The sequence below is a fragment of the Pseudomonas sp. B21-059 genome (assembly GCF_026016285.1).
GTDB classification, from domain to species: Bacteria; Pseudomonadota; Gammaproteobacteria; order Pseudomonadales; family Pseudomonadaceae; genus Aquipseudomonas; species Aquipseudomonas danubii.
This window is the reverse complement of sequence record NZ_CP087201.1, coordinates 2,295,726-2,320,726: the sequence shown is the minus strand read 5'-3', so window position 1 is coordinate 2,320,726 and position 25,001 is coordinate 2,295,726. Positions and strand designations below refer to the sequence as shown.

The 25,001-nt window shown below is 58.7% G+C and carries 32 protein-coding genes; 3 read left to right on the top strand and 29 right to left on the bottom strand.

Going from position 1 to position 25,001, the window contains the following annotated elements; genetic code table 11:
• Positions 1-27: 27 nt before the first annotated feature.
• Together LOY69_RS10740 and LOY69_RS10735 are read right to left on the bottom strand one after the other, a co-directional pair.
• Positions 28-525: a KilA-N domain-containing protein gene (locus tag LOY69_RS10740; protein WP_265074504.1), complete on the bottom strand. Its 498-nt coding sequence runs from the start codon at positions 523-525 to the stop codon at positions 28-30.
• Positions 526-955: 430 nt separating this feature from the next.
• On the bottom strand, positions 956-1,555 hold the full coding sequence (locus tag LOY69_RS10735) for a tail assembly protein (RefSeq protein WP_265074503.1): 600 nt from the start codon (positions 1,553-1,555) through the stop codon (positions 956-958).
• Positions 1,556-2,616: 1,061 nt separating this feature from the next.
• Here LOY69_RS10735 and LOY69_RS10730 point away from each other — a divergent pair.
• Positions 2,617-2,865, top strand: a complete 249-nt coding sequence (locus LOY69_RS10730; RefSeq protein ID WP_265074502.1) for a hypothetical protein — start codon at positions 2,617-2,619, stop codon at positions 2,863-2,865.
• On the opposite strand, the gene LOY69_RS10725 is transcribed toward LOY69_RS10730, so the two are convergent.
• The 14 genes from LOY69_RS10725 to LOY69_RS10660 all read right to left on the bottom strand — a co-directional run bounded on the left by LOY69_RS10725 (position 2,862) and on the right by LOY69_RS10660 (position 14,098).
• Positions 2,862-2,990: a hypothetical protein gene (locus tag LOY69_RS10725; RefSeq protein ID WP_265074501.1), complete on the bottom strand. Its 129-nt coding sequence runs from the start codon at positions 2,988-2,990 to the stop codon at positions 2,862-2,864. The two genes, LOY69_RS10730 and LOY69_RS10725, sit on opposite strands and share 4 nt — an antisense overlap.
• Positions 2,980-3,747, bottom strand: a complete 768-nt coding sequence (locus LOY69_RS10720; RefSeq protein WP_265074500.1) for a C40 family peptidase — start codon at positions 3,745-3,747, stop codon at positions 2,980-2,982. The genes LOY69_RS10725 and LOY69_RS10720 overlap by 11 nt, the downstream gene beginning before the upstream one ends.
• A gap of 2 nt (positions 3,748-3,749) precedes the next feature.
• Positions 3,750-4,433 (bottom strand): phage minor tail protein L, encoded by a 684-nt coding sequence (locus LOY69_RS10715; RefSeq protein ID WP_265074499.1) that lies wholly within the window; start codon positions 4,431-4,433, stop codon positions 3,750-3,752.
• A 50-nt stretch (positions 4,434-4,483) separates the two neighbouring features.
• Positions 4,484-4,870: a hypothetical protein gene (locus LOY69_RS10710; protein WP_265074498.1), complete on the bottom strand. Its 387-nt coding sequence runs from the start codon at positions 4,868-4,870 to the stop codon at positions 4,484-4,486.
• Positions 4,867-6,639, bottom strand: coding sequence for a phage tail protein (locus LOY69_RS10705; protein ID WP_265074497.1), 1,773 nt, complete (start codon positions 6,637-6,639; stop codon positions 4,867-4,869). Before LOY69_RS10705 ends, LOY69_RS10710 begins: the two co-directional genes overlap by 4 nt.
• Positions 6,636-6,974 carry a phage tail protein gene (locus tag LOY69_RS10700; RefSeq protein WP_102881642.1) on the bottom strand — a complete coding sequence of 113 codons (339 nt, stop codon included), beginning with the start codon at positions 6,972-6,974 and terminating at the stop codon, positions 6,636-6,638. Before LOY69_RS10700 ends, LOY69_RS10705 begins: the two co-directional genes overlap by 4 nt.
• A 45-nt stretch (positions 6,975-7,019) precedes the next feature.
• Complete coding sequence (locus LOY69_RS10695) at positions 7,020-10,343, bottom strand: phage tail tape measure protein (RefSeq protein ID WP_265074496.1); 3,324 nt, start codon at positions 10,341-10,343, stop codon at positions 7,020-7,022.
• Positions 10,340-10,591 carry a DUF1799 domain-containing protein gene (locus LOY69_RS10690; RefSeq protein ID WP_041118570.1) on the bottom strand — a complete coding sequence of 84 codons (252 nt, stop codon included), beginning with the start codon at positions 10,589-10,591 and terminating at the stop codon, positions 10,340-10,342. Before LOY69_RS10690 ends, LOY69_RS10695 begins: the two co-directional genes overlap by 4 nt.
• A 65-nt stretch (positions 10,592-10,656) precedes the next feature.
• Positions 10,657-11,037 carry a phage tail assembly chaperone gene (locus LOY69_RS10685; RefSeq protein WP_011062036.1) on the bottom strand — a complete coding sequence of 127 codons (381 nt, stop codon included), beginning with the start codon at positions 11,035-11,037 and terminating at the stop codon, positions 10,657-10,659.
• A gap of 3 nt (positions 11,038-11,040) precedes the next feature.
• Complete coding sequence (locus LOY69_RS10680) at positions 11,041-11,694, bottom strand: phage tail protein (RefSeq protein ID WP_265074495.1); 654 nt, start codon at positions 11,692-11,694, stop codon at positions 11,041-11,043.
• A gap of 402 nt (positions 11,695-12,096) precedes the next feature.
• Positions 12,097-12,513 carry a DUF4128 domain-containing protein gene (locus tag LOY69_RS10675; RefSeq protein WP_265074494.1) on the bottom strand — a complete coding sequence of 139 codons (417 nt, stop codon included), beginning with the start codon at positions 12,511-12,513 and terminating at the stop codon, positions 12,097-12,099.
• Positions 12,510-13,166 carry a hypothetical protein gene (locus LOY69_RS10670; protein ID WP_265074493.1) on the bottom strand — a complete coding sequence of 219 codons (657 nt, stop codon included), beginning with the start codon at positions 13,164-13,166 and terminating at the stop codon, positions 12,510-12,512. Before LOY69_RS10670 ends, LOY69_RS10675 begins: the two co-directional genes overlap by 4 nt.
• Positions 13,167-13,258: 92 nt before the next feature.
• Positions 13,259-13,570, bottom strand: coding sequence for a hypothetical protein (locus LOY69_RS10665; RefSeq protein WP_181003062.1), 312 nt, complete (start codon positions 13,568-13,570; stop codon positions 13,259-13,261).
• 159 nt (positions 13,571-13,729) lie between these two features.
• Positions 13,730-14,098, bottom strand: a complete 369-nt coding sequence (locus LOY69_RS10660) for a hypothetical protein (protein ID WP_103407597.1) — start codon at positions 14,096-14,098, stop codon at positions 13,730-13,732.
• A gap of 24 nt (positions 14,099-14,122) precedes the next feature.
• Here LOY69_RS10660 and LOY69_RS10655 point away from each other — a divergent pair, with 24 nt between their 5' ends.
• Positions 14,123-14,431: a hypothetical protein gene (locus LOY69_RS10655; RefSeq protein ID WP_103407596.1), complete on the top strand. Its 309-nt coding sequence runs from the start codon at positions 14,123-14,125 to the stop codon at positions 14,429-14,431.
• Position 14,432: 1 nt separating this feature from the next.
• On the opposite strand, the gene LOY69_RS10650 is transcribed toward LOY69_RS10655, so the two are convergent.
• The 10 genes from LOY69_RS10650 to LOY69_RS10605 all read right to left on the bottom strand — a co-directional run bounded on the left by LOY69_RS10650 (position 14,433) and on the right by LOY69_RS10605 (position 22,809).
• The gene (locus LOY69_RS10650) at positions 14,433-14,936 is read right to left on the bottom strand and encodes a DnaT-like ssDNA-binding protein (RefSeq protein WP_265074492.1); all 504 of its coding nucleotides are present in this window, start codon (positions 14,934-14,936) and stop codon (positions 14,433-14,435) included.
• A 59-nt stretch (positions 14,937-14,995) separates the two neighbouring features.
• Complete coding sequence (locus LOY69_RS10645; protein ID WP_103407627.1) at positions 14,996-15,586, bottom strand: hypothetical protein; 591 nt, start codon at positions 15,584-15,586, stop codon at positions 14,996-14,998.
• Positions 15,587-15,632: 46 nt separating this feature from the next.
• Positions 15,633-16,595, bottom strand: a complete 963-nt coding sequence (locus LOY69_RS10640) for a major capsid protein (RefSeq protein WP_053152060.1) — start codon at positions 16,593-16,595, stop codon at positions 15,633-15,635.
• 12 nt (positions 16,596-16,607) lie between these two features.
• Positions 16,608-17,336: a hypothetical protein gene (locus LOY69_RS10635; RefSeq protein ID WP_159892779.1), complete on the bottom strand. Its 729-nt coding sequence runs from the start codon at positions 17,334-17,336 to the stop codon at positions 16,608-16,610.
• 80 nt (positions 17,337-17,416) lie between these two features.
• Entirely contained in the window at positions 17,417-17,881 is a 465-nt protein-coding gene (locus tag LOY69_RS10630) for a DUF6998 domain-containing protein (protein ID WP_265074491.1), read from the bottom strand.
• A 32-nt stretch (positions 17,882-17,913) separates the two neighbouring features.
• Positions 17,914-18,999 (bottom strand): phage head morphogenesis protein, encoded by a 1,086-nt coding sequence (locus tag LOY69_RS10625; RefSeq protein ID WP_265074490.1) that lies wholly within the window; start codon positions 18,997-18,999, stop codon positions 17,914-17,916.
• Positions 18,974-20,392, bottom strand: a complete 1,419-nt coding sequence (locus LOY69_RS10620) for a DUF4055 domain-containing protein (protein WP_265074489.1) — start codon at positions 20,390-20,392, stop codon at positions 18,974-18,976. The genes LOY69_RS10625 and LOY69_RS10620 overlap by 26 nt, the downstream gene beginning before the upstream one ends.
• A complete protein-coding gene (locus LOY69_RS10615; RefSeq protein WP_103407590.1) occupies positions 20,389-21,711 on the bottom strand; it encodes a terminase in 1,323 nt (440 codons plus the stop codon). Before LOY69_RS10615 ends, LOY69_RS10620 begins: the two co-directional genes overlap by 4 nt.
• Positions 21,686-22,162: a DUF2280 domain-containing protein gene (locus tag LOY69_RS10610; protein WP_265074488.1), complete on the bottom strand. Its 477-nt coding sequence runs from the start codon at positions 22,160-22,162 to the stop codon at positions 21,686-21,688. Before LOY69_RS10610 ends, LOY69_RS10615 begins: the two co-directional genes overlap by 26 nt.
• Before the next feature lie 32 nt (positions 22,163-22,194).
• A complete protein-coding gene (locus LOY69_RS10605) occupies positions 22,195-22,809 on the bottom strand; it encodes a putative metallopeptidase (protein WP_265074487.1) in 615 nt (204 codons plus the stop codon).
• 136 nt (positions 22,810-22,945) lie between these two features.
• On the opposite strand from LOY69_RS10605, the gene LOY69_RS10600 reads away from it, so the two are divergent.
• On the top strand, positions 22,946-23,377 hold the full coding sequence (locus tag LOY69_RS10600; RefSeq protein ID WP_265074486.1) for a hypothetical protein: 432 nt from the start codon (positions 22,946-22,948) through the stop codon (positions 23,375-23,377).
• A gap of 100 nt (positions 23,378-23,477) precedes the next feature.
• Here LOY69_RS10600 and LOY69_RS10595 read toward each other — a convergent pair whose 3' ends face one another.
• The 3 genes from LOY69_RS10595 to LOY69_RS10585 form a co-directional block, all read right to left on the bottom strand.
• Positions 23,478-23,801, bottom strand: coding sequence for a phage holin, lambda family (locus LOY69_RS10595; RefSeq protein WP_265074485.1), 324 nt, complete (start codon positions 23,799-23,801; stop codon positions 23,478-23,480).
• Positions 23,802-23,885: 84 nt separating this feature from the next.
• The gene (locus LOY69_RS10590) at positions 23,886-24,371 is read right to left on the bottom strand and encodes a gas vesicle protein (protein WP_265074484.1); all 486 of its coding nucleotides are present in this window, start codon (positions 24,369-24,371) and stop codon (positions 23,886-23,888) included.
• Between the two features lie 101 nt (positions 24,372-24,472).
• The gene (locus tag LOY69_RS10585; protein WP_265074483.1) at positions 24,473-24,937 is read right to left on the bottom strand and encodes a hypothetical protein; all 465 of its coding nucleotides are present in this window, start codon (positions 24,935-24,937) and stop codon (positions 24,473-24,475) included.
• Positions 24,938-25,001 lie beyond the last annotated feature (64 nt).

Here is a 25,001-nt window from a genome sequence, read left to right as displayed (position 1 = left end):
TGGCGGGCGCGTTGGTGATTGGTTCAATCAGGCGGCATCAAGCCCCAGGGTCAACTGGAGCTGATCGCGCCAGTATTCGACCTGGTACTCCAAGCCTGGCTTCTTGCTTCGCCAGAGGGCCAGTTCCCGGCCACTTAAGCTGGCAACCTGCTTGGCATCATCCAATAGGCGGCAGGCCCGGTCGAAATGCTGCTTCTCGTTGAGCTCTCCGCGCAACAGCGCGTCAATATGCAAATCGCACCAAACGGAAAACTTGACGTCCAGCCAGCGGGCAAACACGACAGCCAGCTTGGGATGTAGCCAGGTGCCGCTGTGATACCGACCACGGCGAGTTTCTAAAAGGGACTCAGGATCACAATTAAGCGCATCAGCCAACACTCCCAAGTATTGCTTGGTTTCGTCTTGCTTCAGCCAGTCACCTGGTCGCTTATCAAAGCGCTTAGCCACGTCAGTGGCATTGATCCAGCCATCACTGTTGAAGCGAATGGCCTGACCTTCGTAATTGAAAGGAATGACGTTGTTCATAGATTGCTCCTTCCGCCTTGGAAAGGGGTGCAGGCGGGGGCGTAGGCGGAGCAAAACCGTCCCTTTTCGGTAGCGAGCCTAGCCTGCACGGGTATCCCTTTCGGGATCTTTGGGCACAAAAAAGCCCCGGTGCGCAGAGCGCGTCCGAGGCTTTTCACTGCCCGGATGACCTGATGATCATTTCCGGTTCAGGGTGTCGGCTTCCCGACTATTTGCTGTCCCGGCTACTGTGAGGGTTTTTACTCTCGACCAGCAGCGGACTGTCTTTCTGGAACGTGCAAGGTTTGCGAAGGTGTCGCGCAAACAAAAAAACCCAAGCTGGATGGCCTGGGTTTCGAGCGGACACAAAAAAAGCGCCTTAAGGGCGCCCTGCTTACAACTTCTTCAACGTAGCTGAAAACTAACGGAACTGGGCCGGGCCGTCAACGGTTTACATCTGGTCTTCGGAGTAGATCCCGGCGCTGATCACCGCGCTGCCGACGATCATGCGGCCGTAGAGAAGCGGGACAGGGTTGCCCTGGACGCTGGTGTTCACGGCACCATTGAAGCTGTAGCTGGGCCGGTTGTTTGGATTGTCTTGAGAGCCCAGTCCTTTTGCTTGAGGGCTCAGCATCATGACCACGCCGCCCAAAGCCATAGACGCCCCTGTTGCACCTGCAAACGAAACGGCAGCAGCAGACCATCCCAGCGGGTTCCACCAGGCAAGGGCGAGAATCACTACGCCAATCACTGTCTGCAGCATCCCTGCTCGCTTTGATCCAGCAATCACAGGAACGAAACGAATAACGTCCTTGCCGGTTGGCTTCCCAAGATCATCCGCACCAATATTTTCCCTGCCATTGAAAATGGCATACCGAATCCCCTTGCTTTGGCTTTCAGCCATGCAGCGCTCGAAGCCGGGAAACTGCTTGAAGTAACCAACCACATCACGAAAGCCTCCGCTGGTGATGATTCGGTGTCGACGACCGAAATGGCGGGCCAGGGACCCAGACAGCAGAACGGTTTGCATTTTCTCAACAGGACAAGACATATTTTCTCCGCGCATAAAAAAGCCGCCCTTAGGCGGCCGGTGTCAGGCATGAGCTATTTAGTGCAATCACTCACCACCCTTGTGACTTGATTAGATGGTGACTGCCAAGTTCTGTAGAAGTGATATCGAACAGTTGACCCACCCGCAGCGGGTGAAACATCTGCAACATGCCAAGGCGACTCACTGTTAGGTGCGATGACAGAGACCCCCTCCCCAGACTGCTGGAGGATGCCGCCAACACTCCCACCCACGATAGATGTAGCCTGCCAGCCATCCCGAATGCATTCGGCAACGGCCTTAGCCTGCTTGGAACTGGAAAGGCTAAGCACCGCTCGCGTTGTCCTTATTTCAGCAACGCTCGAGCAACCGGCCAGCAGCGCCAACGCCACCCCCGCAATCAAAATCCGCATGTTTCCGCTCCTTGTGAGATCGGCAGACGATAGCATCCAGGGGTCGTTAACGAAAAAGCCCAGCGCGGGGCTAAGCTTCGACGCCTCTAAATTGCACCGGTAAAAAATCCTACAACTGTTCCTGAACGATCATCCAGTGTGGATGGAATGCCAGTAGCCGGTACTGGGTCCGATATAGTAGTTTTTTCCCTTTGCGGCAAGCCATGGGAGGCGTTCGTGAGTAACTTCAGTGGGGCATATTACATAGTTGGCGGCGTGCCATTCGCAGTAGCGCTAGTCAAACCGCAGGCGGTCTCTAGCCAGAAGGCCATAAATGATGCAGTTGCCTACTTCGCGAGGTTTTTCCCGCAAGTTCCAATAGTCCTTGCGACAGCGATGCCAGATGGGCGAACCAAATTCTGGGGAAGGGAAAACTTGATCAACTATCTAGCCAAAGATCCCAACCCAATCCCGTGGCGTAATTACACGACCGACTGAAACCTGATCCGAATAGAGTCCGACCTAGCGCCGGGCTTTTTATAACCGTACGAGTTCGCAGTAACACTCGCACTCCCTTAAGTAGTAAACACGCAAGGATTTCCCAGTCCTTCGACTCTAAGCCCAAGGACCGGGGCGCGCCAATTTCGGCGTATTAATGATCTGGAGATCAAAATGAGTGCCACACCTATAAGTTCTACCGAGGCCGGGATCATCGCCGCGTTCGGCGCGATATCGCTTTATCTGCGCTCGCGTCCTGACTACGACGCGGCCGAATTACAAAAGTACGTTAACTTTTTCAAAAACACTCGCCAGCCATCGGCTGATTCTGGCGCATTCAACCTTGCTCTCGACGCCGTTGGTGGCGACCTGAGCAACGTTCAAGAGGCTATCAAAAACGGCGTAGGGGCCAAGCCTCTTTAATTAACCTGCGCATTGTCGCGAATTACAGCACCTACAATGCGCACTTTCCCATCTTCAGCTATTCCAAAAGTCTGGTTCATTTTTAACTCCTGCGGCCATGCCGCATCATGTTGGTTATCTTGCATCTTTGTGCCGCCAGTAGCTGACGGTCACCTCTCGCCAGTAGCCGCCGTATGGGTCGCGCTTGCTGTCCCGGTTGTAGAGGTGGTGCAGAATCGACCCGGGCGCCGGGAAGTGTTCAGGCTCGGTCTTCAGCACACCATCGGCCAGGTAGACCCCGGCATGGTTCGGCACCTTCGAGCGGATCTGCATCAGCACGATGTCGCCGTGCTGCGGCGCACTGACCTGGCTGAATCCGGCCGCGGGCAGGTTCTCCAGGTAAAGGTTCCCGCCCTTCTCCCACCAGCCATCCTCCCGTTCGTACTGGCCCAGGTCGATGCCCATTTCGCGACAGTAGAAGTCGAGGATGATGCTCAGGCAGTCGTGCACGCCGTGGGCAAACTTGCGGCCGATCAGTGGGGCCTGGTAGCCCTCCGGCGTGAAGCTCACCAGGTCACCGGGCCGCACCTGCTCATCATCGCCCTTGCGGACCTCAAGGATGTGCCAGGGAAGCCCGGAGGCCTCACAGGAGACGCGATCTGCCTCACTTGGCGCTGCTGGGTGGTCTGGGTGGCTGTGCACGACCGCCAGCACCTGGCCGCGGTCCTCGGCGGCGGCGAAGTCCTCGGGCGCCAGGCGGAAATGCTCGCTGGGCGTCGAAGCCGTGTTGCGGCAAGGCACATAGACCTCCTTTCGCCCTTCGCGAATCACCAGGCCGCAGCACTCACGCGGGTACTCAGCCAGCGCATGCCGCTCGATCGCGGCGCGGGTGGACTTGTTCATGATCAGCTCCGAAGCAGGCCGGCGGCCGGGAATGAGCCGTAAGGCAGAGGGTTGTTCTGGCCGAAGCGCAGTTTGCAACTGCTCAAGCGCCCGCCGCATTTGTCTTTGGAAGCATCGGTGACGATGACGTCGTTCTCATCGGCCACGGGCCCGCCGTTGTAGCCGCAGTAGGGCCCGCGGTAACCGCCGCAGCTGAGCCACCAGCAGACGTTGGCCACGATCTGCCGGCGCGGCAGTTGAACCCCGGCGAAGTCTAAGGCTGAGGCCAGCTCGAACTGCACCGTTTCGTTGTTCTCGGCAGCCTTGCGCTCGACATACCAGATGTCCGGCGGCAGCTCTTCGTCAGGGTCCGCCTCGGGCTGGCCGTCCAGGTACTTGCCCAAGGTCCGGTGCCGGATCAGCTTCGCCCCCACCATGTCCTCGAAGTACAGCACCAATGCTGTGATGAACCCGCCGACGTTGCCAACGGACAGGGTCGGCATCGGCTGGGCGCCCTGCCCGGTCATTTCGAAGCCCTCGGCCTGAATCGGCCAGGGCGAATACTCCTCGCCCTGCCAGTAGATCGACGACTGCTGCGGGTAGCCGTGAAAGCGGTACAGCTCGGCACCCAGTGCAGTAGCGTCGAGCTCGAAAAGCTCCACCCAAGCGCCAGGCTCCAAGGTCTGGATGTCGGCCGTAATTGGCATCGTGTTTCCTCAGGCAAAAAAAATCCCGCTCGCTGGCGGGTAGCAGTGATTCAGGAGGGCCGCTTCGGGCGCTTAGTCATATCTGGATAGTCGCCCTTCCCTTCGGCCCAGTTGCGGACCAGGCCCCGATACTTCAGCCACTGAGGTCGAGTTCCGGTCAGCAAATCCGCTGGAGCATCTCCAACTTCGGCTTCTTCCAGCGCATCAAGTTGGCCGGCGATAACCGTCAACTCGGACTCGCGCCAATCGTCCTCGATACGACGGAGATTGGAGGGGCTCGGGCTCCATCCAGGGAAGAGCCAGATCTGATCGTAAAACTCGTTTGCCGTATCGACCGGAATGCTGCCCTCGGGCGGCACTTCGTACCAACCGTCCATGCGACCGTCGGGAAACACGCATAGCATCAGCACGATGCGCTTCTCATCAACCTCAGTCATGCCCAAAGCTCCACCACTAAATCGACTTGAGCCGGTGTGACCGCTACAAGCTCACCGGCAGCGTTTGAAAGCCTCAAACCGTCACGAGCCACTTGTATCTGCAGGGTGGTAGCTGTCGGCTTTCTCGCAATGACACCAAGAAATGCAGACTGATAGAGAATGCCGACCGAGAACTCACTCTCCCCTATCGCCATACCGTTCACCGCCGCTTTGTAGCGTCCCTTCACAACAACATTGGCAGGTTCAAATCCGAGGTTGTGCGTCAGATTGATTACTCCGGCAACAGACCATGAAATAGGCCCGCTGCTCCATCTCTTGACCATTGCAGATTGAAGGTTCTGGATCTGCGAAGCTTGGGCTGTCACCTGGGCTGCAGTGGCAGTGATATCTACGGTGCCCTGGTTAGTGGCTACAGTCCCACCGATAAAGCACCAGATAACTGCGACGTTTGCGGGGCGCGTTTCCGATCCGGTACGCGGCGTCCCGTTAGTGCCGTCGGTGCGCGGCGTAGCAATTACGTTACCGACTGCTGGTGCAGCGGTAGTCGTATAGAAGACTCCTCGAATATTGGCATTCGACGATCCCGCGCTTGCATACGTGCTGAACTCTGAGAGCCCCCAACCGTTTGTCGCGCTGATGGTGTGCCCCTGGAATTGGTCAGCTTGATACTTCGATGCCAAGCCAGAGGAATTGCGCCCGTAACCGCGCAGGAACAAAGCCTCGGTTTGGCTGTTTGCCCCCTTGCCGTTAAGGTCGGGCATGCGGAATGTGGTAGTGCCATTGCCGTCCGACCAGCCTGCCTGCCGCTGTACGTCGCCAAGCCATTGGGCGTCAGTAGAGGCAACAGGGGCAACAAGCGCCCACAACTGAGGAAACATAGCTCGATCAATAAGCTGGCCATTTGCCGGGATGTATCCGCTCGGCAGCGAGGCCTCCGACACATGCCACGGAACCAGGGAGCCAACAGGAAGGCCACCAACATCACCGTAGCTGCCGTCACCCTTGAGGAACCGGTCCTTGTCTGCAATAGCCGGGGCCGGAACAAGTCCTTTGACGCCAGCGGCGGAAGCAGTGGCTCCCACCATCGTTGCCGTGTAGTACGACGCAGGCTGACCGCCGAGCTTGTCGGAGTCTGCAGCTACATCGCTTTTGCCAAGCTTGGCGTTGAGCTGGCCCTGAAGCTTTGCAAAAGCCTGCAGCACCGTGTCGGTTGCCAGGATCGCAGCATTGACCAGGGCGCCCAGGCCAGAAAGAGTCGTTGAGCGCACGCGGGACTGCGTGAAGTACTGGTTTGTCGGCCCTTCGGGCACCTGGTCAGTTGAGCCAGGCGAGGACGGTATCAGCACAAACGCGGAGCCACTCCACCGGTACTGCCGCGTCGGGTTGGTCGGGCTGTCGCCATCGTTGATCGCGATGTAGATCTTCCCTGTCTCGCCCGCTTCCGGAAAATCTTCCAGAGTTGGATATTCGAGCACATCATCGACGAAGCTAGGGAGCTGTGAGGCCGGCACCACCCCGTTAATCAACTGCGGAACCGAGTCACCCAGGGCTGTCGCAGGCACTGCGGCGTCGGCTATCGCTTTCGCTTCTGCAGCGGCATCCCGCGCCGCCGCAGCATCCGAAACGCCCTGATCGGCCCTCACCTGCGCTGCCGCAGTGCGGGTATCCAGCTCCGCGAAGTTGTCGTTGATGATCTGGCCGCCCGAGCGCAGATTCTGGCCATTGCCATCGTTGGGCGCCCCGCCGATGTTGATGGGATCGATGCTCATGGGTGGAATGCCTGTTCGAAGGTTGCGGTCAGGGTGTAGGCATCGCCCCCCATCGCCTTGGGTTGATACTCGGAGCACCGGTAGAGCATTTGCTCGCCCAGCGGGTCAGACCAAAAAAATGGCGTTGCGCCGGCATGTCGGTCGAGGAACGCCATGATCTCCTTGATGCGCGCCTTCTGGCCCGTGAACGTCAGGGGCCAGGACTGCGAGCGGTTGTTAATTCCGTCCTGAGCTCGCTGTTCGTAACCGTCGCCGAACTTGGCCGACTTGGTTCGAAACGCAATGGTCGCCGCGGGATCGTTGTTCGGCTTCCAGGTGAAGGTTTCAGTTGCCATATTTTCTCCAGGCATAAAAAAGCCCGCCGAAGCGGGCAACGCCAATCAACCACGCCCCCTGATGGCCATGTAGATCTGGCCTCCTGGCCGGAGGTCCCTCGCGATCTGCTCCTGGGCGCCCTGCTTGGCGGATTTTGCATAGGCCTGGGCCAGAACCTGGCCGTCCGCTTCGCTGGCCCCGCCACTCCCTTCAGGGATGTTGAGGGTCTGCTGAATCACGATCTGGTTATTGCTCGAGCTTGAATCACCGCCCAACGCTCGAATACCCAACTGGCCGCCGGAGGTCCTGGCCAGCGGCACAATCGCCTCGGGGCCGGCCTCGCCCATCACTCCAGTCTGGCCGCCAGCCATCCCGAAGGCAGTTGGCTTGCTGACCACGCTGTTCGTGAAGGCACCACCATTGGCGAACATCTGCACGCCGGCGCCCCAGGCACCGCCGTTGGCCTGATAGCTGGAGAAGTCGACCCCGGTATACCCGGCCTGCGTTGAGCCGGCCGAAGCCGCCCCACCGCCGAAGTACGATGCGGCAGCAGAGGCAGCCATGCCGAACAACGAGCTGAGCGCCGAGGAGCTGGCCTGGCGAACAGCGATCCTGGCCATATCTGCGAGGATCGACTTCGTGAAGTCAGCAAACGACAGCTTTCCGGTCATCGCGAACTGCACAATCGCATCTTCCATGGAGCCGAAGGCGTTGGTGAACAGGCTCTTGGTCTGGCCGGCCACATCCCTCGCCGACTCCAAGTAGTTCTGCCAGGCCGAGGACGCCCCATTCGTCCAGTCGCCCTGGGCAGCGCTCATGTCGTCGTAGTTGCTGACTACGGTGTCGTGCAGCTTCTGCTGGGTGGCTTCCAGCGCCTGCAACTTCTGCGTGTACTCGTCGAGGCTCATGCCCCGGGAGCCATCACCGTACTGGTTGGCCAGGTCCAGCTTCTGCTGGTTGATGCGGTCGTCGATCGCGTTCTGCTGGTTCGTCAGGTCTCGCTGGCGGTCACCCTGGCCAAGGCCCGCGGCAGCACGCATGCCCTGCTCGCGCAGAGTATCGACTTGCTGCTGCAGAGCGCTGGTGTAGGTCTTGACCGCCAGCTCCTGCTTCTTCAGCCTGCCCTCTTCGTTCTTAGCCAGCACGCTCAGCTCGGTGTCAGCGTTCCGCTGAGCCTTGACCATGGCGGCTCGGGCATCGGCGATCTTCTGGTCCAACTGGATGCGCTGGGCGGCAGAGGTACTGGCCTTACCCTTGGCGGCCTCAAGTGCCGCAATTTCCGCCTCATAGGCCGCTGTGACCTCGTCGCGCTCATTGCCGATCAAGGCCTCACGCTTGAGCAGGTAGTCGGCCTGGGACACAAGCCCAGCCTTCTGCGCTGCGTCCAGTTCCTTCTGGGCGTTTTTGTACTCGGACAGGATGCCGGTGAGGTTGTTTTTCGAGTTGTTGAAGGCCGTCAGATCTACCGCACCGGCGGCAGATTTGGGGTCCTTTTTCTGCTCGTCGATCGCCTTCCGCAACTGGTCGTAGGCTCCGCCGGAGAACTTCTTACCGTCGTACTGAACCCCATCCAATAGCGAAACCTTTTTCCCTGTCTCTTCGCTCCTCCGGAAAAGCGTCGTGAACTGATCGTCGAGTTTTTTGTAAGCCTCCTGCCGCTTGGCGAGCGGGTTCAAATTCTCCATCTGCTTGTCCAGCTCCTTCTGGACCGCAATCAGCTCCTTATTCGCCCGCGTTTCCTCGCCAGTTGCCGCCGCCTTACCCTGACTGGCCGCCTGCCGTGCCTTCAGCGCTGCAAGCTTTGCTTCCAGCGCAGGCGTGGATTCGTCGTTCTCCCCGTCAGCCAGCCCAAGGAAGGAGCTGAGAGAACTAAGCCCATTCGATACAGCGCCTGCGACACCACCACCCTTACGGGTATCCAGCACCCGCTGAGTGATCTCAATCTGCTTGGCCAAGTCCGGGAAGATCTCGGATCGAATTTGCGCGTAAGCACCCTTGATAGCTTCCTTGACGCTGTCCCAGTCACGTTCGATGTCAGACAGCGATCCACGATAGTTTTTCAGTCGCTCCTGAGCGGACTGATTCAGATGTTCACTTAGGGTATCCAGCGCACGCTGGTGGTCGCCTTGCTCGTCGATGGCCTTGATGACCTGGTACTGCTCATAAGTCAGCAACCCGTATTGCTTGCTGATTTTCGAAGCCGCTTCCGTTGCAGTGTCGCCGGCATTAGCCAGTGACATCGCAATATCTCCCGCCCCCTTACCCGTCACCTCGCCAATCGCCGCTGCGGCCTCGGCCAGGTTTTGCATCTGGACTGCGCTGGTTGCGGCACCGGATGCCAGAGCAACAACAGCCTCTCGTGCACCGGCCAAGTTGCCGGTCAGTACGCCGGCCGAATCACTCATGGACTTGAGGCTGGCTACACTTTGCCCTGCATCGTTGGAACCGCCATTGATAACGCTGTTGAACTCCCGCGCCTGCTTCATGGCATCGAAGTAGGCATACCCGAGACCGCCAATGACACCCGCCAGCAGCCCCGCGGGTATCAGGGCGGCCGCAAGCCCCCTCGCAGAGGCCCCGGCACCGGCGCCAAGCTGTGCAACAGCCCGTGCGCCACTCCCCCAATCTCCAGACTGCAGGGCGTTGGTCAGCTGCATTACGTTTTCTTGGGCCTGGCGGGTACCGAGCTTCAGCTTGTCGAATGCGCCCTCTGTAGCAGTGATGCCGGCCCGATCCTTGCCGACCTTCGCCAGAGCCTCGCTGTAGCGCTCCGCGTTGATTGCGCCAAGACGGAAAGCTTCATGCGCCGCCTTTTCCTGCGCCTCCAACTTGGCCAGCTTCACATTCAGGGGATCGATGCTATTGACCGTGCGCTTCAGTGCCTCGATCTGCCGGTTCTCGGCGTCGATCAGGCGTTGCTTCTGCGCCGTCTCCTTGGCTTCGGCTTTCTCGATCTTGTCGAAGGATTTGCCGAGGCGCTCCTGATAGGCCTCTTGCTGCTCAATGGTGACCAGGCCGCCCTTGCGGGCCCGCTCAAGCAATCCCTCTGCCTGGACCAGCTTCTCCATGCTATCGATGTTGCCGGTCATCGCCCTGTCGAGCTGGCTGATGATGGCGATTTCGCTGGCGGCGCTTGTCCCGGCCTTGCGGCTCGCGTCGACCTGGCGCTCCTTCGCGCTGGTAGCTTTATCGATGCCCTGGGCGGCCTCAGCCTCAGCTTGGCTGATCTTCTTGCCGGTGTTGGCCAGGCCCTCCCCTGCCTTGCCAAGGTCATCGACGGCCTTCTCTGCCCCTTCGGCCGCGTCGACCAGTTTATCCAGGTCATCGGCAGCCTTGACCGCCTGAGACGACTCAACCGCAATGCCAAGCGAAGCGAAGGTAGTGCTCATTTGTTGTCTCTCTGTTCAGCCATTACGGCCAGGGCCTCGGCCTCCATCTGCCGGATGTCACTGAAAATGCTTTGCCTGGAGCCAGCCGGCACGCCACACATTCGGATGACGCTCGGCAGGACGCCGTAGTCCAGGCCGGTAGCGCCGCACGCGCCGACCCGCCACTGAGTGCTCATCGCCTCGAAGACGCTGAAGGCCGGCCAGTTGTCTGGCCAGACCTCGCAGTCCTGGCCGGTAAGATCGCCCACCAGAAAGCCAAAGGTCTTCAGCTCTTCAGCCGAAGGCCCTTGCTCGTAGAGTGCGCGCGCGGCGTTTAGGAGTTTCCCAGGCGGGCCTGGTTGAACGCTTCGGAATAGGCCGCCAATACCGCGCTGGGTATCGAGACAATCGAGGTGACAAGGATGCGGATGTTCTGGTCGTTGAACTCTTCTTCGAAGTCCCAGCCGGCCACCACTGCCTTCACCTGATCCACCTGCAGGTCGATCTGAGCTGCAGTGAAGGCTTTCAGGTCCATCTCGTCAGCCTTCAACCCCAGGGCCTTGTGGCGCTCGCCCCACTCAGCGTAGAGCTCGGCCAGGCCGGTCCGGTCCAGGTACTTGAACTCGAACCCCACCTTCACCGGCTCGCCGCCCAACTGCGGGATCAGCACGTCGGCCCTGAAGGTTGGGTTCTGGATCAGCGAGAACTTGGCCATGGGTTACACCGAGGTCAGATAGCGGGTTGGCTCGGACTGCAGCGCCAGGTTGACCGTCCGAGTTAGGACGTTGTTGCGGGACACCGCCGGCTGCTTGGAGAACGAGGTGTAAGCCCCGTACAGCAGCGTGTCATTGTCCGGGAGGTTGAGGCGCGTAGCCTGCACCTTCTTGCCGGCGTCGGCCGCCATCAGAATCGCATTGAACGGCTGGGCCGGATCGTCAGCGATGGTCAGCACAATGCTCGCCGCTGACTTGTCGGTCGGGATCTGCTTGCCCTGGTCATCCTCCAGGAACACTACATCGAGGTAGTTCTGCTCTCCGCCAGAGAAGTTCATGTCAGTGACCTGCGGGATCTGCACCCAGGTCAAAACCTTTTTCATGGTGCCCGCACCGTTGCCAGCAGGGAAAAGCTCCGTGTTGCTGGTGTCGACACCCTCCAGGGTGATCGCCGACTCTGTGGCTGCCTTCACTCGCACCACCTTGTTGTCCAGCCGGCTCCAGCCTGAGGTCAGCAACACGATATCGCCGACGTCCAGATCAGCGTTCGCCACGGTGGCCACTGCCTCGCTGGCGTTGGTGATCGCAGTGAACGCCAGGGCAGTTGCGTAAGTTGCGGCATGATGGAAGGTGCCGCCATTGGGAATTTTGTAGCCCATTGGGTGTTTCCTCTCTTCAGAAATGACAAAACCCGCTCAATGGCGGGTTTGTAAGGTTGCCCGATGGGCGATTTATGGAGCAGAAGCGCTACTCAGGAAATCGGCAGCCTTCGTACTCTTCAAGTGGCAGTCCAGACTTGGACCCAACGACAACGCCGGCCAGTCCACAGTGAGGGCAACAAGCATGCTTGTCTTCGTACCATCTCGTTATTTGAGCTGGAACAGACCACTGGCCACAGGCGCTGCAGATGCATCTTTCACTTGCACTGATTTCCTCTCGATTGTTCCAGCCGTGGTTATCGGCTGACTCATCCAGCCACTGTAAGCGTGCCTTTGTTGCTTCATCCATGGCGTAACCCTGATCACCCAATCTGCATGCACGCGATTCTAGCGTGATGACGATCAGTTGGTATCGGCGCGGTACTGGAAGGACACGGGCACGGTGTAGGTGGTATCTCCCTGAATGCCTGGGCCCTGGTCTGGTGGCGTCATGGTGACCACTGTCAGGCCGCCCTTCTCGCTTCGCTCATACAGCGGAAACAGCGCGCTGATCTCGTCAGCCAGGCCGCCGGCCGGACCGCGGTACTTGCCCGATGGCACTACTACGCTGGCCTGGAAGACGCCGGTGTACAGCCGGTGATCGCCGCCCAGGGTGTTGCTCGCAGTATCCGCCGGCAGCGTGTAGGCACGGAGGTAGGTTTCTCCGTCCTTTGGCGTGTAGGCCTCGTTCTCGACGACCACTTTCAGCGGCGGAACCCTGGCTTTCGCCCAGGCGATAACCCGGACCTGGTAGATCGTGGCGATCACGTTATGGCTCATACCTGGTTGTTCCTGATGGCTTCGTCGACGATCTGCTGGAACCTGGCGAGCGTGATTCGAACCATGCCGCCGGGGGCCTGCTTGGAATGCCCGTACTCGAGCGGCACCGCATAAGGCAGGTTGTTCACGATGTAGGCTGTCTGGCCGACGGTCAGCTGCCCGATCTGCAGCCGCAGCTTGGCCAGAGTCACACCACCAGAAGGATCGATCTGATCCAGCGTGCCGTCGGCCGGCGTATCGATCGAAAACTGCCAGTTCCCCCGGAAGCGGCCGCCGATATAGTCCTTGCCGGCGACCAGGCCGTTCACGTTGAAGTTCTGGTCGCGCTCGGTCTTGGTCAGGGGCTTGGCGTACTTCACACCGCGGCGCAGCTTGCCGGCCTTGGTGAAGTTGCTTTCGTCCAGGTTGATCAGCGTGTTGCGCACCGAGACCTTGAAGTCGTAGTCGTCGGCTGCGCGTGTATTGGTTGCGCGGTGTGCCACGTTGGCCGCCCAGATCTCCGGATTACCCACCGGAGACATGCGAATCACGCTGCTGCCGATCTCGATCACGATCTCGCGAAAGGTGGCGTCAATGCCGGCCTGGGCCTGCTCGGCGAACTGGCGGATGTTCTCGGCGAAGCTGCCGTTCCTGCCCGTGTAATGCGAAGACATGACTAAACTCCTCCCTGATCATCAGGCGTAAAAAAGCCCGCTTGGAGGCGGGCTTTCGAATAGTGGAGGTCATCGCATAAGAGAGTAGCGACTCAGTACTCACCTAAGGCCTTCGCCGCCTCAAGGTCCTGGTCGACGCATGCTTTCACCATACTGTAACCGTACTTACGCATCTGCTTCATGCAGCGTGCAACGGTCTTCTTATGCTCATCTGGGATTTGCTTAAGGCCTGCGACCGCTTCTAGATCTTGGTCAACGCAGGCTTTCACCATCACTGATCCGTACTTATCCATCTGTGATTTGCAGCGATCAATGATCTCTTTTTTGACGTCAGTCTCTGCATGTGCAGCAACTGAAAAGAAAACAGCCGCGCCAACAGCAAATACAATACCGCGCATATCCATATACTTTACTCACAGCCGGAAGATAAAGGCACAACGCTATTACGGCATCGAGTCGTTGTCCACCCATCAATACAGGTAGTGCGAAAGCCGCCTTTCGAAGCCTACGCCTTACAAGCAACTCCAGGGTTTATCTTAACTGCCGTCGTCATTCGGGCCGGTTCATGACCGCACCTGCAGCTCGTACAGAATCGGCGTACCGGCGGGGTTGATCTCTTTCAGCGGCGGAACGATGGACCAGGTGCGCCCCTGGATGATGACCTTGTTGAGCAGATCAGGCGCCCACGCTAGCCCTTGGGCTGCGACCTTGAGCTTCTTGTCGCCCTGCTTGATGAGGCTGTTGTTCTGGAACTCCAGGCCTGTGAAGTCGAGCAGGATGCCCTGAGCGGATTGCTCGATGATGGTGTCAGGGCCGGCCGAGTCGGTATCAGGATCGTACTCGCCGGGCTTGATGTCGCGGATGATCACGGTTTGGCCGAACGCTGTGATCATCTCCAGAGCCGTAACGGCCATTTCTTCGTAGAATGCCATTTGGCTACCCCAAAAGGACCTTTGATGACTAATGGCGAAAAAGCATTTTTATTGATTGAGGCTGCCGAGAACCTAAACGATGCATTGGCAGACTTCAGTAGAGTCGACGAATGCCCAGCGAGAGTTGCCCTAATACAGGCAATTCGCACCGTATTGGCTGGAACGGATGCAGAGGGACTCACCAACGAACTGATAGCCCACCTTGCTCAACACTGCGTTCCGTCCGACTTAAAGGACCTTGCCACTTTGACTGACCTCGTGTCCGCTAGCGGCGACGGAGATTTAGCCAATGTTTATATCCATTATAAAACACAGCAAATGGAGAAGATTTGATTTAGGCCCGCATCGTAAATAACCCGCGGCGTTGTAGGTAGTCGGCAAACTGTGTCGCGCTCGGCCGGTCCGGCGCCGCCGGTAGTAGTCGGCCACTGGTGTTCGGGATGGAGGCGTACTCACGAGTTACCGCACCTTCGACACGCTCCAGAGTCACCGCGCCTTTGCGTTTCTCGATCGGGTCGATATCGTCCTGATGGATCTCCGCAGCTAGGGCCATCTGGCCGTACTGAATACGCGCCGGCAGGTAGTTATTGGGCTTGATCTCCTGATCCAGCAGCACTTCCCGGCGCGGCCAGGCCAGAGCCTGCTCGCCGTTGGTCTTGCGCCCTTTCCAGGTCATGCCATCCATTGCCAGAGCAGCCCGGCGAAGCAGCGCTTCCTGGGCAGGCACCTCAGCGGGGATGGTGACGCCGAACTTCACAGCGTACAGGGCCAGATCCTCGGCGGATGCGTAGCTTTCGGCGTCAGGCTTCCCGGTGCTGTCCTCGATGATGAGTGTCATGCGTCAACTCGCTGGAATGGGTGGAGGATTGGCCGCCGGATCACCGGCAGCCAGCAGTATCAGGCCTTGGGCAGCTCAGCGATGAGCTTTTCAAGCGATTCCTTCGAGGCGTTGGCCCGGTACTGCACGTTCGCTGCGTCAAGCTTGGCCTTGAACGCCGCGATTTCGCCAGCGTCATCAGCTTGCGGCGCAGGTGCGACCTTCTTCAGAGCTTCGACCTCGCCGCGCAGTGCGTCGACAGTCAGGAGCAAGCCATCGCGCTCAGCTGTCAGCTCGCCGACTGAGGCATGGATGATGCCCAGCGATTCAAACAAGCGGGTAGCCAGCTCGCCAGATCCAGGTTGCTGGATTTCGCCAGCATCCAGACCATCAAGCAGGAGAATGACCGCGCCATTTTCAGCTCGCAGCTTTGCAACTTCGTCTGCCAGCTCACCAGATGCAGGCTCCTTGGCGCTTGGGACAGGTACGGCTGGGGCCTCTACGACCGAAACATCAACACCCGCTGCCTCATAGGCAGTGACAATTTCCGGATAGTCGCCAACGACCACCACCGCCGTCGCATCGCGCTCGATGCCGCGAAACAGGCTCGCAGTCCGGTACCGCTTGTCCGGATCGAAGCCTTCAAGCTGGTTCGTGTAAATCAGTTCCATGGAAATCTCCGTAGCGGCCATTGCTGACCGCTTCCAGGGGTAGGTATCAACCACCAGCCGGTGGCGTAGGGGTCAGCGTGATCATCACGCCGGCGGTGACCTTGTTACTGTCCGCGTGCTTGGCCCAATTGGCAGCCGAGCCTACGGCGGCCAGGGTTGGGTTGGCACCACCAGCAGACTCCTTCCAGCTGTAGCCCAGAACATCGATGTTCACGGTGCCCTCGGCGCGGTAGCCGATGCCCAGGTTCTCTTCATCGTTCACAGGGTACGAACGGAAACCCGGGGCCTGGGACTCGGTGATGACCACAGCATTCGGCAGCAGGCCGAAGATCACGTCCGCAGGCGCGGTGTCGGTTACCAGTACCGGCTTGCCAAGGGTGCCCGGCAGGCCGCCGTAGATCACAACGCCGGCTTCTTCGTAGATCTTGTTGGTGATGGCCTCGTCGACGATGTCGAAGTAGGCGCTGGAGTGCATGACCCACAAGGCAATGCGGCCGAACTTGTCGCCGAACTTGCGCATACCGCGGGTCAGGGTCTTTTTGCCGTCAGTTTCGATGTTGGCGGTGACCACCATGCCGGCGTTGGAGCCAATCGAGGCCCGCAGCGCAGCGGTGGCGTACTGGATGAAGCCTTCCAGGGTCGCATCCGCCACGTCGGCGCCGATGATCTGGGAGAACTCGTCCACCGGACGGCCACGACGCTTGAACGCCTCTTCGGTGGTCTGGTAGGGGCCGTACTTCCACGGAGCCTTGACGCCAACAGCCTCGCCGGCGCCGATTTTCTTGGCGGTCACCTTGCCGGTGGAGTTGACGTCGCGGTGTTCCAGCGAGCCGCCGATCTTGTAGAAGGCGCGCTTGCGGAAGTCACCTTCGATCAGCTCGTTGTCGAGGACAATTGCACCATTGGAGGATGCGTTGAACACGTCTAGGTTGTCCTGGACACGCTCCAGGTATGCGGTCTGCGCCTCATCGTTGTAGATGATCAGGTCGCTGTTAACAGTGGTTGGCATGGATGAATCCCCTTACTTGGGCAATGCGAGGTACGCGGTTTGGCCGTGCTTGCGCTGGTAGTCGCGCTTCTGCTCGGCGGTCATTTCGGAGCGCTTGAATGCAGCCTGGCCGCTACCCCCGCCCGGGGCTTGTGTGCCTGAGGCCCTTGGCCACAGGTGAGGTGCGCTTTCGCGCAGAGACTCCGCCCATTCGAGCGGTGTCAGAGGGGTCTTGCCGTCCTTGCCGAGAACGATCTCGCCAGATTCATCAACGGCAACGGCTTCGCCCTCTTCGTTCAGGGTGAACACGCCTTTGGCGCGCAGGATGATGTCGTCGGTTGCTTCAGGGAGAGCGCCGGCCTTCAGTGCCGCGCCGCGTACCGAATCGCCCAGGACCTTGCCCTGGAACTTAGCGGCGAATGCCTCGGCCTTCTCGGCGCGCGCGGTGACAGTCTTCAGTTGCTTGTCGTAGTCGCCACGCAGGCGCTCGGTGCGGCGGTTGAAGACTTCGTCCACCTTGCCTTCAGTCAGCAACTTGGTTTCTTCATCCTGGCCGGCACGACTCAGCAGTCCTTTGACGGCGTCGATATCGATGCCTTCGAACTGGGTTTCGAACTGGGTCAGCTTGCCTGTGGTTTCCTTCAGCTTGCCCAGCAGCTCGGAGTTCTTGGTTTTCAACCCAGAAACGGATGCCTCAACAGCAGTCGCGATAGCGGCCTTGACTGCGGGGTTTTCCAGGTCGATTTCGTTTTCTTCTGCCACGTTGATGCACCCCTTGGGTATGTGTTGCCCGCTTTGCAGGCATAAAAAAACCCGGCTCATGGCCGGGCTTTGTTCAGCGTTTAACGTTTGGGTATTCGCTCAGAGTCTGGAACTAACTGGTTGATGCGCTTGAGCATCGCCATCAAACCTCCATGCAACCCAGTTTTCGTGGGTTTTCGTCCTGACAGCTGTGCCTCAATCATATGACCCGGTCCGTTGTAGATCTCCTCGAATGTGCCATCTCGATTCATTCGAATACCGAGGTAGTAGTCAGGCACATGATGCACAGGGAATGTAAGACTGGTGCCGAAGGTGGTTTTGATCTGAACATTCCGACCATCATCAGTAATTGCATCGTGATGCTTGGTCAGGCCTTCATTTAGCGTCAAGGCGTAGGCCAGACTGGCAACAACCTCGCCAATGTCGCCAACAAGCCGGCCATCAGGAGTGAATGGCTTGCCCGGGTAAGCCTCTTGGAGCAGGGATACCGCGGAGAACAACCCCTTCAGTGCCTCTTCAATTTTCACCTGAATAGCTGGGTCCATGATCGCTCCTTGATAAGTGCGAGCATCCTAGCTCAGATCCCCGCAAGTTCGAACGCAAGCGGTTCAAGCGCCTTCATTTGAGCCAAGGTCAATGGTGCAAAGTTGCGATCAAGCTGCAGCTCTGCGAACCGCTCCACGGTCAATCCGCCCTCCCGGAACAATTTGCCCCGGACAGGCCCGATTGCCACGTCCTGAAACGCCGCCGGCTGCTGCTGAAGCCACTGGTAATAGTCCAGGCTTGCACTGACCTGCTGGGGCCCGCCATCACCGACAGAGGCCCGGGTAGCACCCTTGGCGAAAGCCGCGCTCAGCTTGGTGATGAGGACGAAGGTTGTCCGGCAGTTCGGGTGAAACGGCGGCCGGGGCCCGGAGTCGACCGGAAACCGTCGCTTATCCATCGATCGGCAGGTCTGGCTGGTCTTGCTGTCCAGCGTGGCGACCATCTCGACCTCGGACACAATGTCCGTGTTGGCCTTGGCTACCTCCATCCGCGCCTGTGACGACACATGCTGAATCGCGGTGTGCACCACTGTACTGGCATTGCGGCTGGTCGTGGCCAGGATGCCGTCCTTGTAGCCGGCCGCCTTGGTACCGCGGATGTTGCGGATAATCTTGAAGTTGGTCTGTCCTTCGAAGAAACCCTGCCTGATCGTGCCTGTGACGCGCTCGCGCTCGGCAGTGGTCCAGCCCTTGATGAAGGCCTTCAGCAGCTTCCCGCCACCAGTGCCGCGCACGCTGAGCGGGTTTGTCAGGACCGCAGTACGAACAGCGGCAACAGTGGGCGCCGCCACATCCAGCGATACGCCAACCGGCGCGGACCGGGCAAGGCTGGCGGCTTCGAACTCCGCCTCATAGTTGGCGATGTCGACCAGGTCGAGGTTCAGTTGCGTGCTGTAGCGGTCGAAGATGCCCAGCAGCAGGCTATCGACCTCCTTCAGCAGCGCTTCCAGGCGCTTGACGCTGTACTCGGTCATGTCCGATCTGGTGAGCCGATCCCGGATCGAACGATCAATCTCCTTGAGGAAGGGAGCGAACTTGCTCACCTCCCCCGCCTTCAGTTTCTCGAGAAAGACCGCGTGCCGGATCGTGGCGTCAAGGATTGCTTGATTTGCCGCCATTTGGCTCGTCCTCGTCGTCCAGGCCCAGGCCGTCGCCCTGCTCCTGCAGCTCGCCATCGATCTGCAGGTCCGTGCGCTCAGGAGCGATCAGCCCCAGCTTGCGCAAATAGGCCCGCAGGTCAGCCTTCGCGAATCCACCGTTCTGCCAGAGCCCAACGAGCGCGGTGATCATCTGCGGATCAGCTGTCAGCTCCACAAACTCTTGGTTGACCTGGTAGGTGACCTTCTTGTCAGTGATGCCCATGTAGGAGCAGCACCACATGAGCGCTCTGGTGTAGGCCTCACTGACGTTGGCCACACACCCGGCAAGGACCGAAGTCGATGCAGACTGATCGCCGCGGGCCTCGGTTGCCGTCTTGGACGATAGAGACGCCACGACCATGCGAGCGCCCAGCTCGATCATCATCTGGTTCTTGTCGGCCATGGCCTCCTTCACCAGCGTGTTGGGCAGGGGCTGCGCATACCCGAAGGAACCACCAGCAGGCAGCATCATCGGCGCCCTGGAGCCGACATAGACGCCGTTCTTTTCCATCCAATCGCGCCACTGCTCATCCAAGCCGGAGATCCACGGCTGGGCCTGGCCGCACCAGAAGACACTGTCTTCATAGTCGGCACTGTTCCGGTAGTGGCCCAGGTTGATCATGGCGATGTCGTAGAGCGGCGACTCATCAATGGTCGGGTCGTTGTTCTGGGCGCCGACGAAAGTGAACGGGATCTCTTTGAGGCGCCCGGCGCCGCCTTCAGGCCTGAACTCCTCAACGACAGCCAGCGGGCCGCCGCCTTTCGGGCCAGATCGACGCCAGACTCGGCAGACGAAGCCATCAGGCTCCAATGCCAGCTCTCGATACTGCTCAATCACCTTGAAGCCGAAGCCGTCTGCCTCCTCCGGCGCCTCTCGCAGCACCACCAGGGTCAACACGCTGTGACCATTCACCATCCCGGTACGCCAGTTGATGATGTCTTCAGCGCAGTAGGACAGGATCACCGAGTGGCCACCGATGCCGTCGTCCTGGTGATAGTCGACATAGAGGCCGTGCCTTCCAGCCTCCAGCACCTTTTCAAGCGTGCCCTGGGAGTGCTGGTAGATGCTCACGCCGGAGCCGTTGGCGTTGTCCTGCAGGTACTCCAGCTTTTTCGATACCGCCAGTGTCGGGTCTTTATGGAACGCTAGGCCCAGCAAGCCGTTTCGGGTGTGCCCGGTGGCATTCTTGAACACTGCGCGCTCGCGGTAGGCCCGGTTACGGTCTTGGTTCTCTGGCGACTTGTCATGCGCGTTGATGTACGGCAGCCGGTCGACAACCCGGTGCTGGCCGGCACAGACATCGCGGACTGTCGCCCAGCGGCCCAGAGCCTCGATGTAGTCCGCCCGCTTGAAGGAGACGTCGTTGCTCATCGGGCGTATCCCATTTTGATAGAGGTGACGATCGCTTTGATCGGATAACGCTTGGCAATGAAGTAGCCAGCAGCATCGTTCATGTGGTCGTGCCCCTTCTTCGGATCTTTGTCAGGCTCGCCCTTGTCGTTGTAGGTCTGCCGCTCGAGGCAGAGGGTGAGCTGTGGGCACTGGTCGATGTTGATCATCAGCCGGCGCTCACCGTACGTGTTCATGAACATCGCATTGACCGAGTTCACCCGGTCTTTGACGCTTGGGTTCTGGCTGTCCACAACGACCGTAAACCCAGCCTTTCGCAAAAGGGACAGGTCCGACTCACTAGCATTTTTGCTGCTGGTGTTTTGGCCGCTGGCGTCGGGGTAGACCGCAATGCCATGCCCAGGGAAGCGCGCCTTGATCTTCTCGATCATCTCCGGCGTGTCGCGCACAGAGTGGAACTCATCCAGAGCCAGCGGTAGGTCATCGCGCACCACGTACACAACCGCAGCCATCTTCATGACGTTGAAGTCCATGCCGATGTGCAGGGCTTCACCTGGCTTGATTCGCTCGCTGGTGCGGCATTCGCTGCGGCTAAACGTGTAGTACACGACCCCGGCATAGTTCTCGAAGCTGGCCTCGTACTCCTGACGGAACGTACGAGGGTCCATCTTGCGGCGCGCAGCATCCAACTCCTCGGCCGGAACGTTGCCGCCCTGGAGCGAGGTGTAGAGCCAGCTTTTGTGGTCTGGTTCGCCGTCCTGCTGGCCGTCGCGGTAAGTGTCGTAGCAGTGGTTGAATCCCTTCGGAGTGCCAATGCGTAGCGCGTGGCCCCCCTTGCACTTGCCGACACCTGGGATTACGTACTCGCAGGTCGACAGCATTGGCCGTAGGACCTCTTCCCACGCTGCCCATTTGCAGTCCGCCCATTCGTCTACCAGGACGAAGAACAAACCAGAACCGCGCAGATCGTCGTAGTTCTCCAAGCCGACACAGCGAATCAGGTGCCCGCTCTTGAGCGTGATCAGCATGTCCGACTCGTTCGGCTTGCACTCACGCCACTCACGGGGGATAGCCTGCTTGAGCCGGCGCCAGAAGACCCGGCGAGCCTGTTTCTGTGTCGGGGCGGCGTACCAGATTTCATCCTCGACGCTTACGCCCCACTCCGCAGCCAGACGGGCCGCGCGGCGCATCTCTGCCTTGCCGAGGAAGGTCTTACCAAATCGGCGACCACACACGGCATCGCGGAACCGCGCATTACGCTGAAAGCCCCACACGTAAATGTTCGCCTGTTTTGGCGTCAGCCTTACCGGCGCCTCATAGGTGCGGGGTAGCGGGGACATTCTCGTCTGGCTCCAGCTTGTACTCAGCAACGGCGTACTGTTGGTCCGCCTGGGAGCCCAGGGGCTTATCGGGTTCGATCTTGCGATTGACGTACATATCGCCGCACTCCCTGGCGGCCTGCTCGTAAAGCTGGGCAGTCAGGGCAAGGTTGCGCATGTTCTCGGCCTTCTCGGCCATCCGGGCCAAGCCACGGAGGCGAAACGCGCGGTTGGCAATCGGAATATCAGCCGTGTCCTCTCGAAAGCGCTTGCGGGTATCTTCAAAGACCGTCCGCCACTTCACTCCAAGATCACGTCCGGCATACTTGGTGGGGTCGTACAACTCGCACTGCTGGCGGGTTACATCAAGCCCGAAGGTTTCCTTGACCGCTTGCACTACCTGCGTGGGCGTATCAAAGCAGGCCAACGCCTGCACAATGAAGCGCTTCACCTCATCTTTCAGGGCTGCCATATGGGTTTATTCCGTCAAGGTCCTGTCAAGGATCAGGCCGACTTGAGCAGACAGGTTCCGCAGGCCCTCGATATGTTCAATTTCCCCACCTCAGCAGGATTGTTTGCAGCGTCTACCAGCGCCTGAACGTCAGGGCTCACACCATAGCGGCGGACCACTCCGACGAACTCTTCAACATCGTGTCCGCGCAGCTTCAGTTTGGGTGCGCCTTCCTGAGTGAAAGCTGGCTGGCCGTACTTATCGGTCACCTGGGCAATGTGGTAGAGCTCGTGCTCAACCAGGGCGCAGAAGTCAGCGTCGGAACACTGGGCGCAGTAGTCGGCAGCCAGGGTGATGATGAAAGCCGGCACATCGCCGAACCAGTCACACATCTGCTGCTCCATCCGGGCCTTCTGCCAACCACCAGCGCGGAACGCTACTTGCTCAGCCTGGCCGAGGACTATGCGGCCCTGCTTCTCGAAGCTCGACGAGGCCCACATGACCCGGATGTCTGCATCCAGTAGGTGGGCATGGTCTTCGTTGTGGATGCTGCCGGTGTCGGCGATGATCTCGGCTTGGAGCCATTCCCACACTTCGGGGGCTGGTATCAGGCGCATACCGAAGTCGGATAGCTCAAGCAATGACGCTGGAGGGTATGGCCTGTCCATGAGTCACCTTGAGCTTGAAATGATGCCATAGTGCCGCTATCTGTGGATTTCTGTTTCTCAGCAATGACATCGTCGCGGCAAGAGCAGCAATCGCAGGATGCATGCACCGATCAACAATTCCACAAGAGCCCCATGAATGTCAGCAAATGAGCCTCTAGAGGCAGTCAAAAATCCTCGCTCCTTACCGAAACAGAACACATCGGACATCCCTCCCTCCAAGCCGCAGGATGGCAAAGCTCGACCGATAATTCAAAGAGTCTTCGGCACGCCAGATGATACAAAAACTATCTTTGATAGCTTGAGAAATATGGGCATATGCATAGCAATGCTGCTCGGCATACCAAGACTCTACGATGCGACCTATTACTTGCCTCCGGCTGCGAAAACGATTGCTGGCTGTTTTGTGATTGGAGCAACTGTCGCTCTCGCCGCTGCTAACCTCGCATGGACATTTCAAACGCTCAAAGACAAGTCGTCGGTAATTGCCAAGGTTTTCGTACTTTCTGTAGGGTCAATGATCGTATCGGCATTTGTTTGGGATGCACTCCGTCAAGTGCCTAGGTTCTAGCCACAATCAAAAGGTGGAAATACTTCGAACTATCCACAGACAACATCAATTTTCTGAGCTATCGCGCCACGATTTGGCGCGTTCGAAAACGTGGCGCGGATCAGCCCTCGGCCTTGCGGCTCATGAACCGATCGGAGTAGTCCCTCAGCTTCTCTACTCCAACAAAGCCGACCATGCAGCCAGCGAAGGTGGCCAGGTTGGCCGGGAGCGTGAAGTACTCAAGCAGCGGAATAAGGCTGGAACCGATCAGGCCGCAGATGACAGCTTCCAGCACCATCTTGCGTCTGCTGCCACCGCCATAGATCACGCGGAATACGGCAACAATGGCGGCCGTACCACCTGCATAGATTTGCGGCTGATGGGCCGCAAACCATGCCAGCGCTGCCGCCCATAGGTCGGGGTTCTTTTCTGGCATGTTGGACATACTCGATTCCTCCCTTTCGGGGAGCGCAAATGAAAAAGCCCCGGCGATTGCCGAGGCTTACAATGGGTGCATAGGGCCGGTGCTTTACAGATTAAAAACCAACCGACCAAGGTTAAAACCGTCCACTCCAGATAGCTTGCCTCTCCAGAGCGAACCGCCCGCGAGAATTGGCCGACCGTTTGTAGAGTAAATTTCAGCGGCCTTTAGATGAATGAACTGAGGCGGTTGCGGATCCCTAAGCAACTCATCGGGATCAACCCTCCAGTTCAAGTACAGATCTCTAACTTGATCAGCAACCCCATTCTCTTTAGTGAAAACAGCGGCAAATTCGTCCGCCCAGAGATCCATAAAAGCGTTGCCTGAAATTAGAATCCCAGATATCAGATTTCCGCCAACAGTAAGCGTGATCTCATGCTCGTTTGACTGATAGATATTTGTGTTGTGAACGACGGACTGAAGCAGTGGATCAATACTTCTGCCTTCCCACTCTTGCTTCACGTACAACGAATCAGCCAGCGATCGACTCAGTTTTTCCTGCCTTGATAGCTGTTGCTTAGGCGCGTCCGACATGCTGTCTATCCTTGATGACATTGAAGAGCCATCACATATACAACATGCCAGCGAAAACAAAAAGCCCCGCACTTGGCGGGGCTCTTTTGGAAAGCGCTCACTTAAACAGCCAGCGTTTTCTGGCAAATTGCATACAGGTCATCGAACAAAAACTCAGGCGTTCTAGTGCGCTTGTAACCAAACTCTCGCGCTGTTTCGCTGACGCTCACCTTTACACCGTCCTCAGCTACCACCATCGTGAGCGGCAGCCGAATGATGCTCGGAACCTTCGAAATCTCGACATCAGCCAACTTGAACTCAAGCGCGAAGTTCAAGGTGTCGCCAATCTCTCCAGTAAGGAGATTATCGTTGTAGGCAGGCTCGCCCTCATCATCCAGGTAGTGCCCTACCGCCTTAACCTCGATGGGCTGACAAAGTGGATCTGTTTGGCCACTCTCGGTCTGAGACAGCCACAAGCCAAAGTCTTCAGCCAGCTCTTCGGCATGAAGGACTAAATAGTCAGCCTGATCCGCAAGACGCTTATCACTAGCACGAAACTGTCTAACGAGCATTCCGAAGCGACTCATGTGCCTATCCTTGCTTGTCAATGGTCGCCAAATTAACCACACAAAAAAGCCCGATTCAAGGGCC

Excerpts from the sequence above, each read along its gene's own strand:
- LOY69_RS10710 (WP_265074498.1), bottom strand. The coding sequence starts at position 4,870 with ATGACTGAGGTTGATGAGAAGCGCATCGTGCTGATGCTATGCGTGTTT.
- LOY69_RS10665 (WP_181003062.1), bottom strand. The coding sequence starts at position 13,570 with ATGGATATGCGCGGTATTGTATTTGCTGTTGGCGCGGCTGTTTTCTTT.
- LOY69_RS10735 (WP_265074503.1), bottom strand. The coding sequence starts at position 1,555 with ATGTCTTGTCCTGTTGAGAAAATGCAAACCGTTCTGCTGTCTGGGTCC.
- LOY69_RS10715 (WP_265074499.1), bottom strand. The coding sequence starts at position 4,433 with ATGCCAATTACGGCCGACATCCAGACCTTGGAGCCTGGCGCTTGGGTG.
- LOY69_RS10705 (WP_265074497.1), bottom strand. The coding sequence starts at position 6,639 with ATGAGCATCGATCCCATCAACATCGGCGGGGCGCCCAACGATGGCAAT.
- LOY69_RS10605 (WP_265074487.1), bottom strand. The coding sequence starts at position 22,809 with ATGGACAGGCCATACCCTCCAGCGTCATTGCTTGAGCTATCCGACTTC.
- LOY69_RS10730 (WP_265074502.1), top strand. The coding sequence starts at position 2,617 with ATGAGTGCCACACCTATAAGTTCTACCGAGGCCGGGATCATCGCCGCG.
- LOY69_RS10695 (WP_265074496.1), bottom strand. The coding sequence starts at position 10,343 with ATGAGCACTACCTTCGCTTCGCTTGGCATTGCGGTTGAGTCGTCTCAG.
- LOY69_RS10590 (WP_265074484.1), bottom strand. The coding sequence starts at position 24,371 with ATGTCGGACGCGCCTAAGCAACAGCTATCAAGGCAGGAAAAACTGAGT.
- LOY69_RS10670 (WP_265074493.1), bottom strand. The coding sequence starts at position 13,166 with ATGTCTTCGCATTACACGGGCAGGAACGGCAGCTTCGCCGAGAACATC.
- LOY69_RS10600 (WP_265074486.1), top strand. The coding sequence starts at position 22,946 with ATGTCAGCAAATGAGCCTCTAGAGGCAGTCAAAAATCCTCGCTCCTTA.
- LOY69_RS10725 (WP_265074501.1), bottom strand. The coding sequence starts at position 2,990 with ATGCAAGATAACCAACATGATGCGGCATGGCCGCAGGAGTTAAAAATG.
- LOY69_RS10680 (WP_265074495.1), bottom strand. The coding sequence starts at position 11,694 with ATGGGCTACAAAATTCCCAATGGCGGCACCTTCCATCATGCCGCAACT.
- LOY69_RS10645 (WP_103407627.1), bottom strand. The coding sequence starts at position 15,586 with ATGGAACTGATTTACACGAACCAGCTTGAAGGCTTCGATCCGGACAAG.
- LOY69_RS10700 (WP_102881642.1), bottom strand. The coding sequence starts at position 6,974 with ATGGCAACTGAAACCTTCACCTGGAAGCCGAACAACGATCCCGCGGCG.
- LOY69_RS10660 (WP_103407597.1), bottom strand. The coding sequence starts at position 14,098 with ATGGCATTCTACGAAGAAATGGCCGTTACGGCTCTGGAGATGATCACA.
- LOY69_RS10740 (WP_265074504.1), bottom strand. The coding sequence starts at position 525 with ATGAACAACGTCATTCCTTTCAATTACGAAGGTCAGGCCATTCGCTTC.
- LOY69_RS10615 (WP_103407590.1), bottom strand. The coding sequence starts at position 21,711 with ATGTCCCCGCTACCCCGCACCTATGAGGCGCCGGTAAGGCTGACGCCA.
- LOY69_RS10630 (WP_265074491.1), bottom strand. The coding sequence starts at position 17,881 with ATGGACCCAGCTATTCAGGTGAAAATTGAAGAGGCACTGAAGGGGTTG.
- LOY69_RS10640 (WP_053152060.1), bottom strand. The coding sequence starts at position 16,595 with ATGCCAACCACTGTTAACAGCGACCTGATCATCTACAACGATGAGGCG.
- LOY69_RS10610 (WP_265074488.1), bottom strand. The coding sequence starts at position 22,162 with ATGGCAGCCCTGAAAGATGAGGTGAAGCGCTTCATTGTGCAGGCGTTG.
- LOY69_RS10620 (WP_265074489.1), bottom strand. The coding sequence starts at position 20,392 with ATGAGCAACGACGTCTCCTTCAAGCGGGCGGACTACATCGAGGCTCTG.
- LOY69_RS10585 (WP_265074483.1), bottom strand. The coding sequence starts at position 24,937 with ATGAGTCGCTTCGGAATGCTCGTTAGACAGTTTCGTGCTAGTGATAAG.
- LOY69_RS10650 (WP_265074492.1), bottom strand. The coding sequence starts at position 14,936 with ATGACACTCATCATCGAGGACAGCACCGGGAAGCCTGACGCCGAAAGC.
- LOY69_RS10685 (WP_011062036.1), bottom strand. The coding sequence starts at position 11,037 with ATGGCCAAGTTCTCGCTGATCCAGAACCCAACCTTCAGGGCCGACGTG.
- LOY69_RS10720 (WP_265074500.1), bottom strand. The coding sequence starts at position 3,747 with ATGAACAAGTCCACCCGCGCCGCGATCGAGCGGCATGCGCTGGCTGAG.
- LOY69_RS10595 (WP_265074485.1), bottom strand. The coding sequence starts at position 23,801 with ATGTCCAACATGCCAGAAAAGAACCCCGACCTATGGGCGGCAGCGCTG.
- LOY69_RS10655 (WP_103407596.1), top strand. The coding sequence starts at position 14,123 with ATGACTAATGGCGAAAAAGCATTTTTATTGATTGAGGCTGCCGAGAAC.
- LOY69_RS10625 (WP_265074490.1), bottom strand. The coding sequence starts at position 18,999 with ATGGCGGCAAATCAAGCAATCCTTGACGCCACGATCCGGCACGCGGTC.
- LOY69_RS10675 (WP_265074494.1), bottom strand. The coding sequence starts at position 12,513 with ATGAGCCATAACGTGATCGCCACGATCTACCAGGTCCGGGTTATCGCC.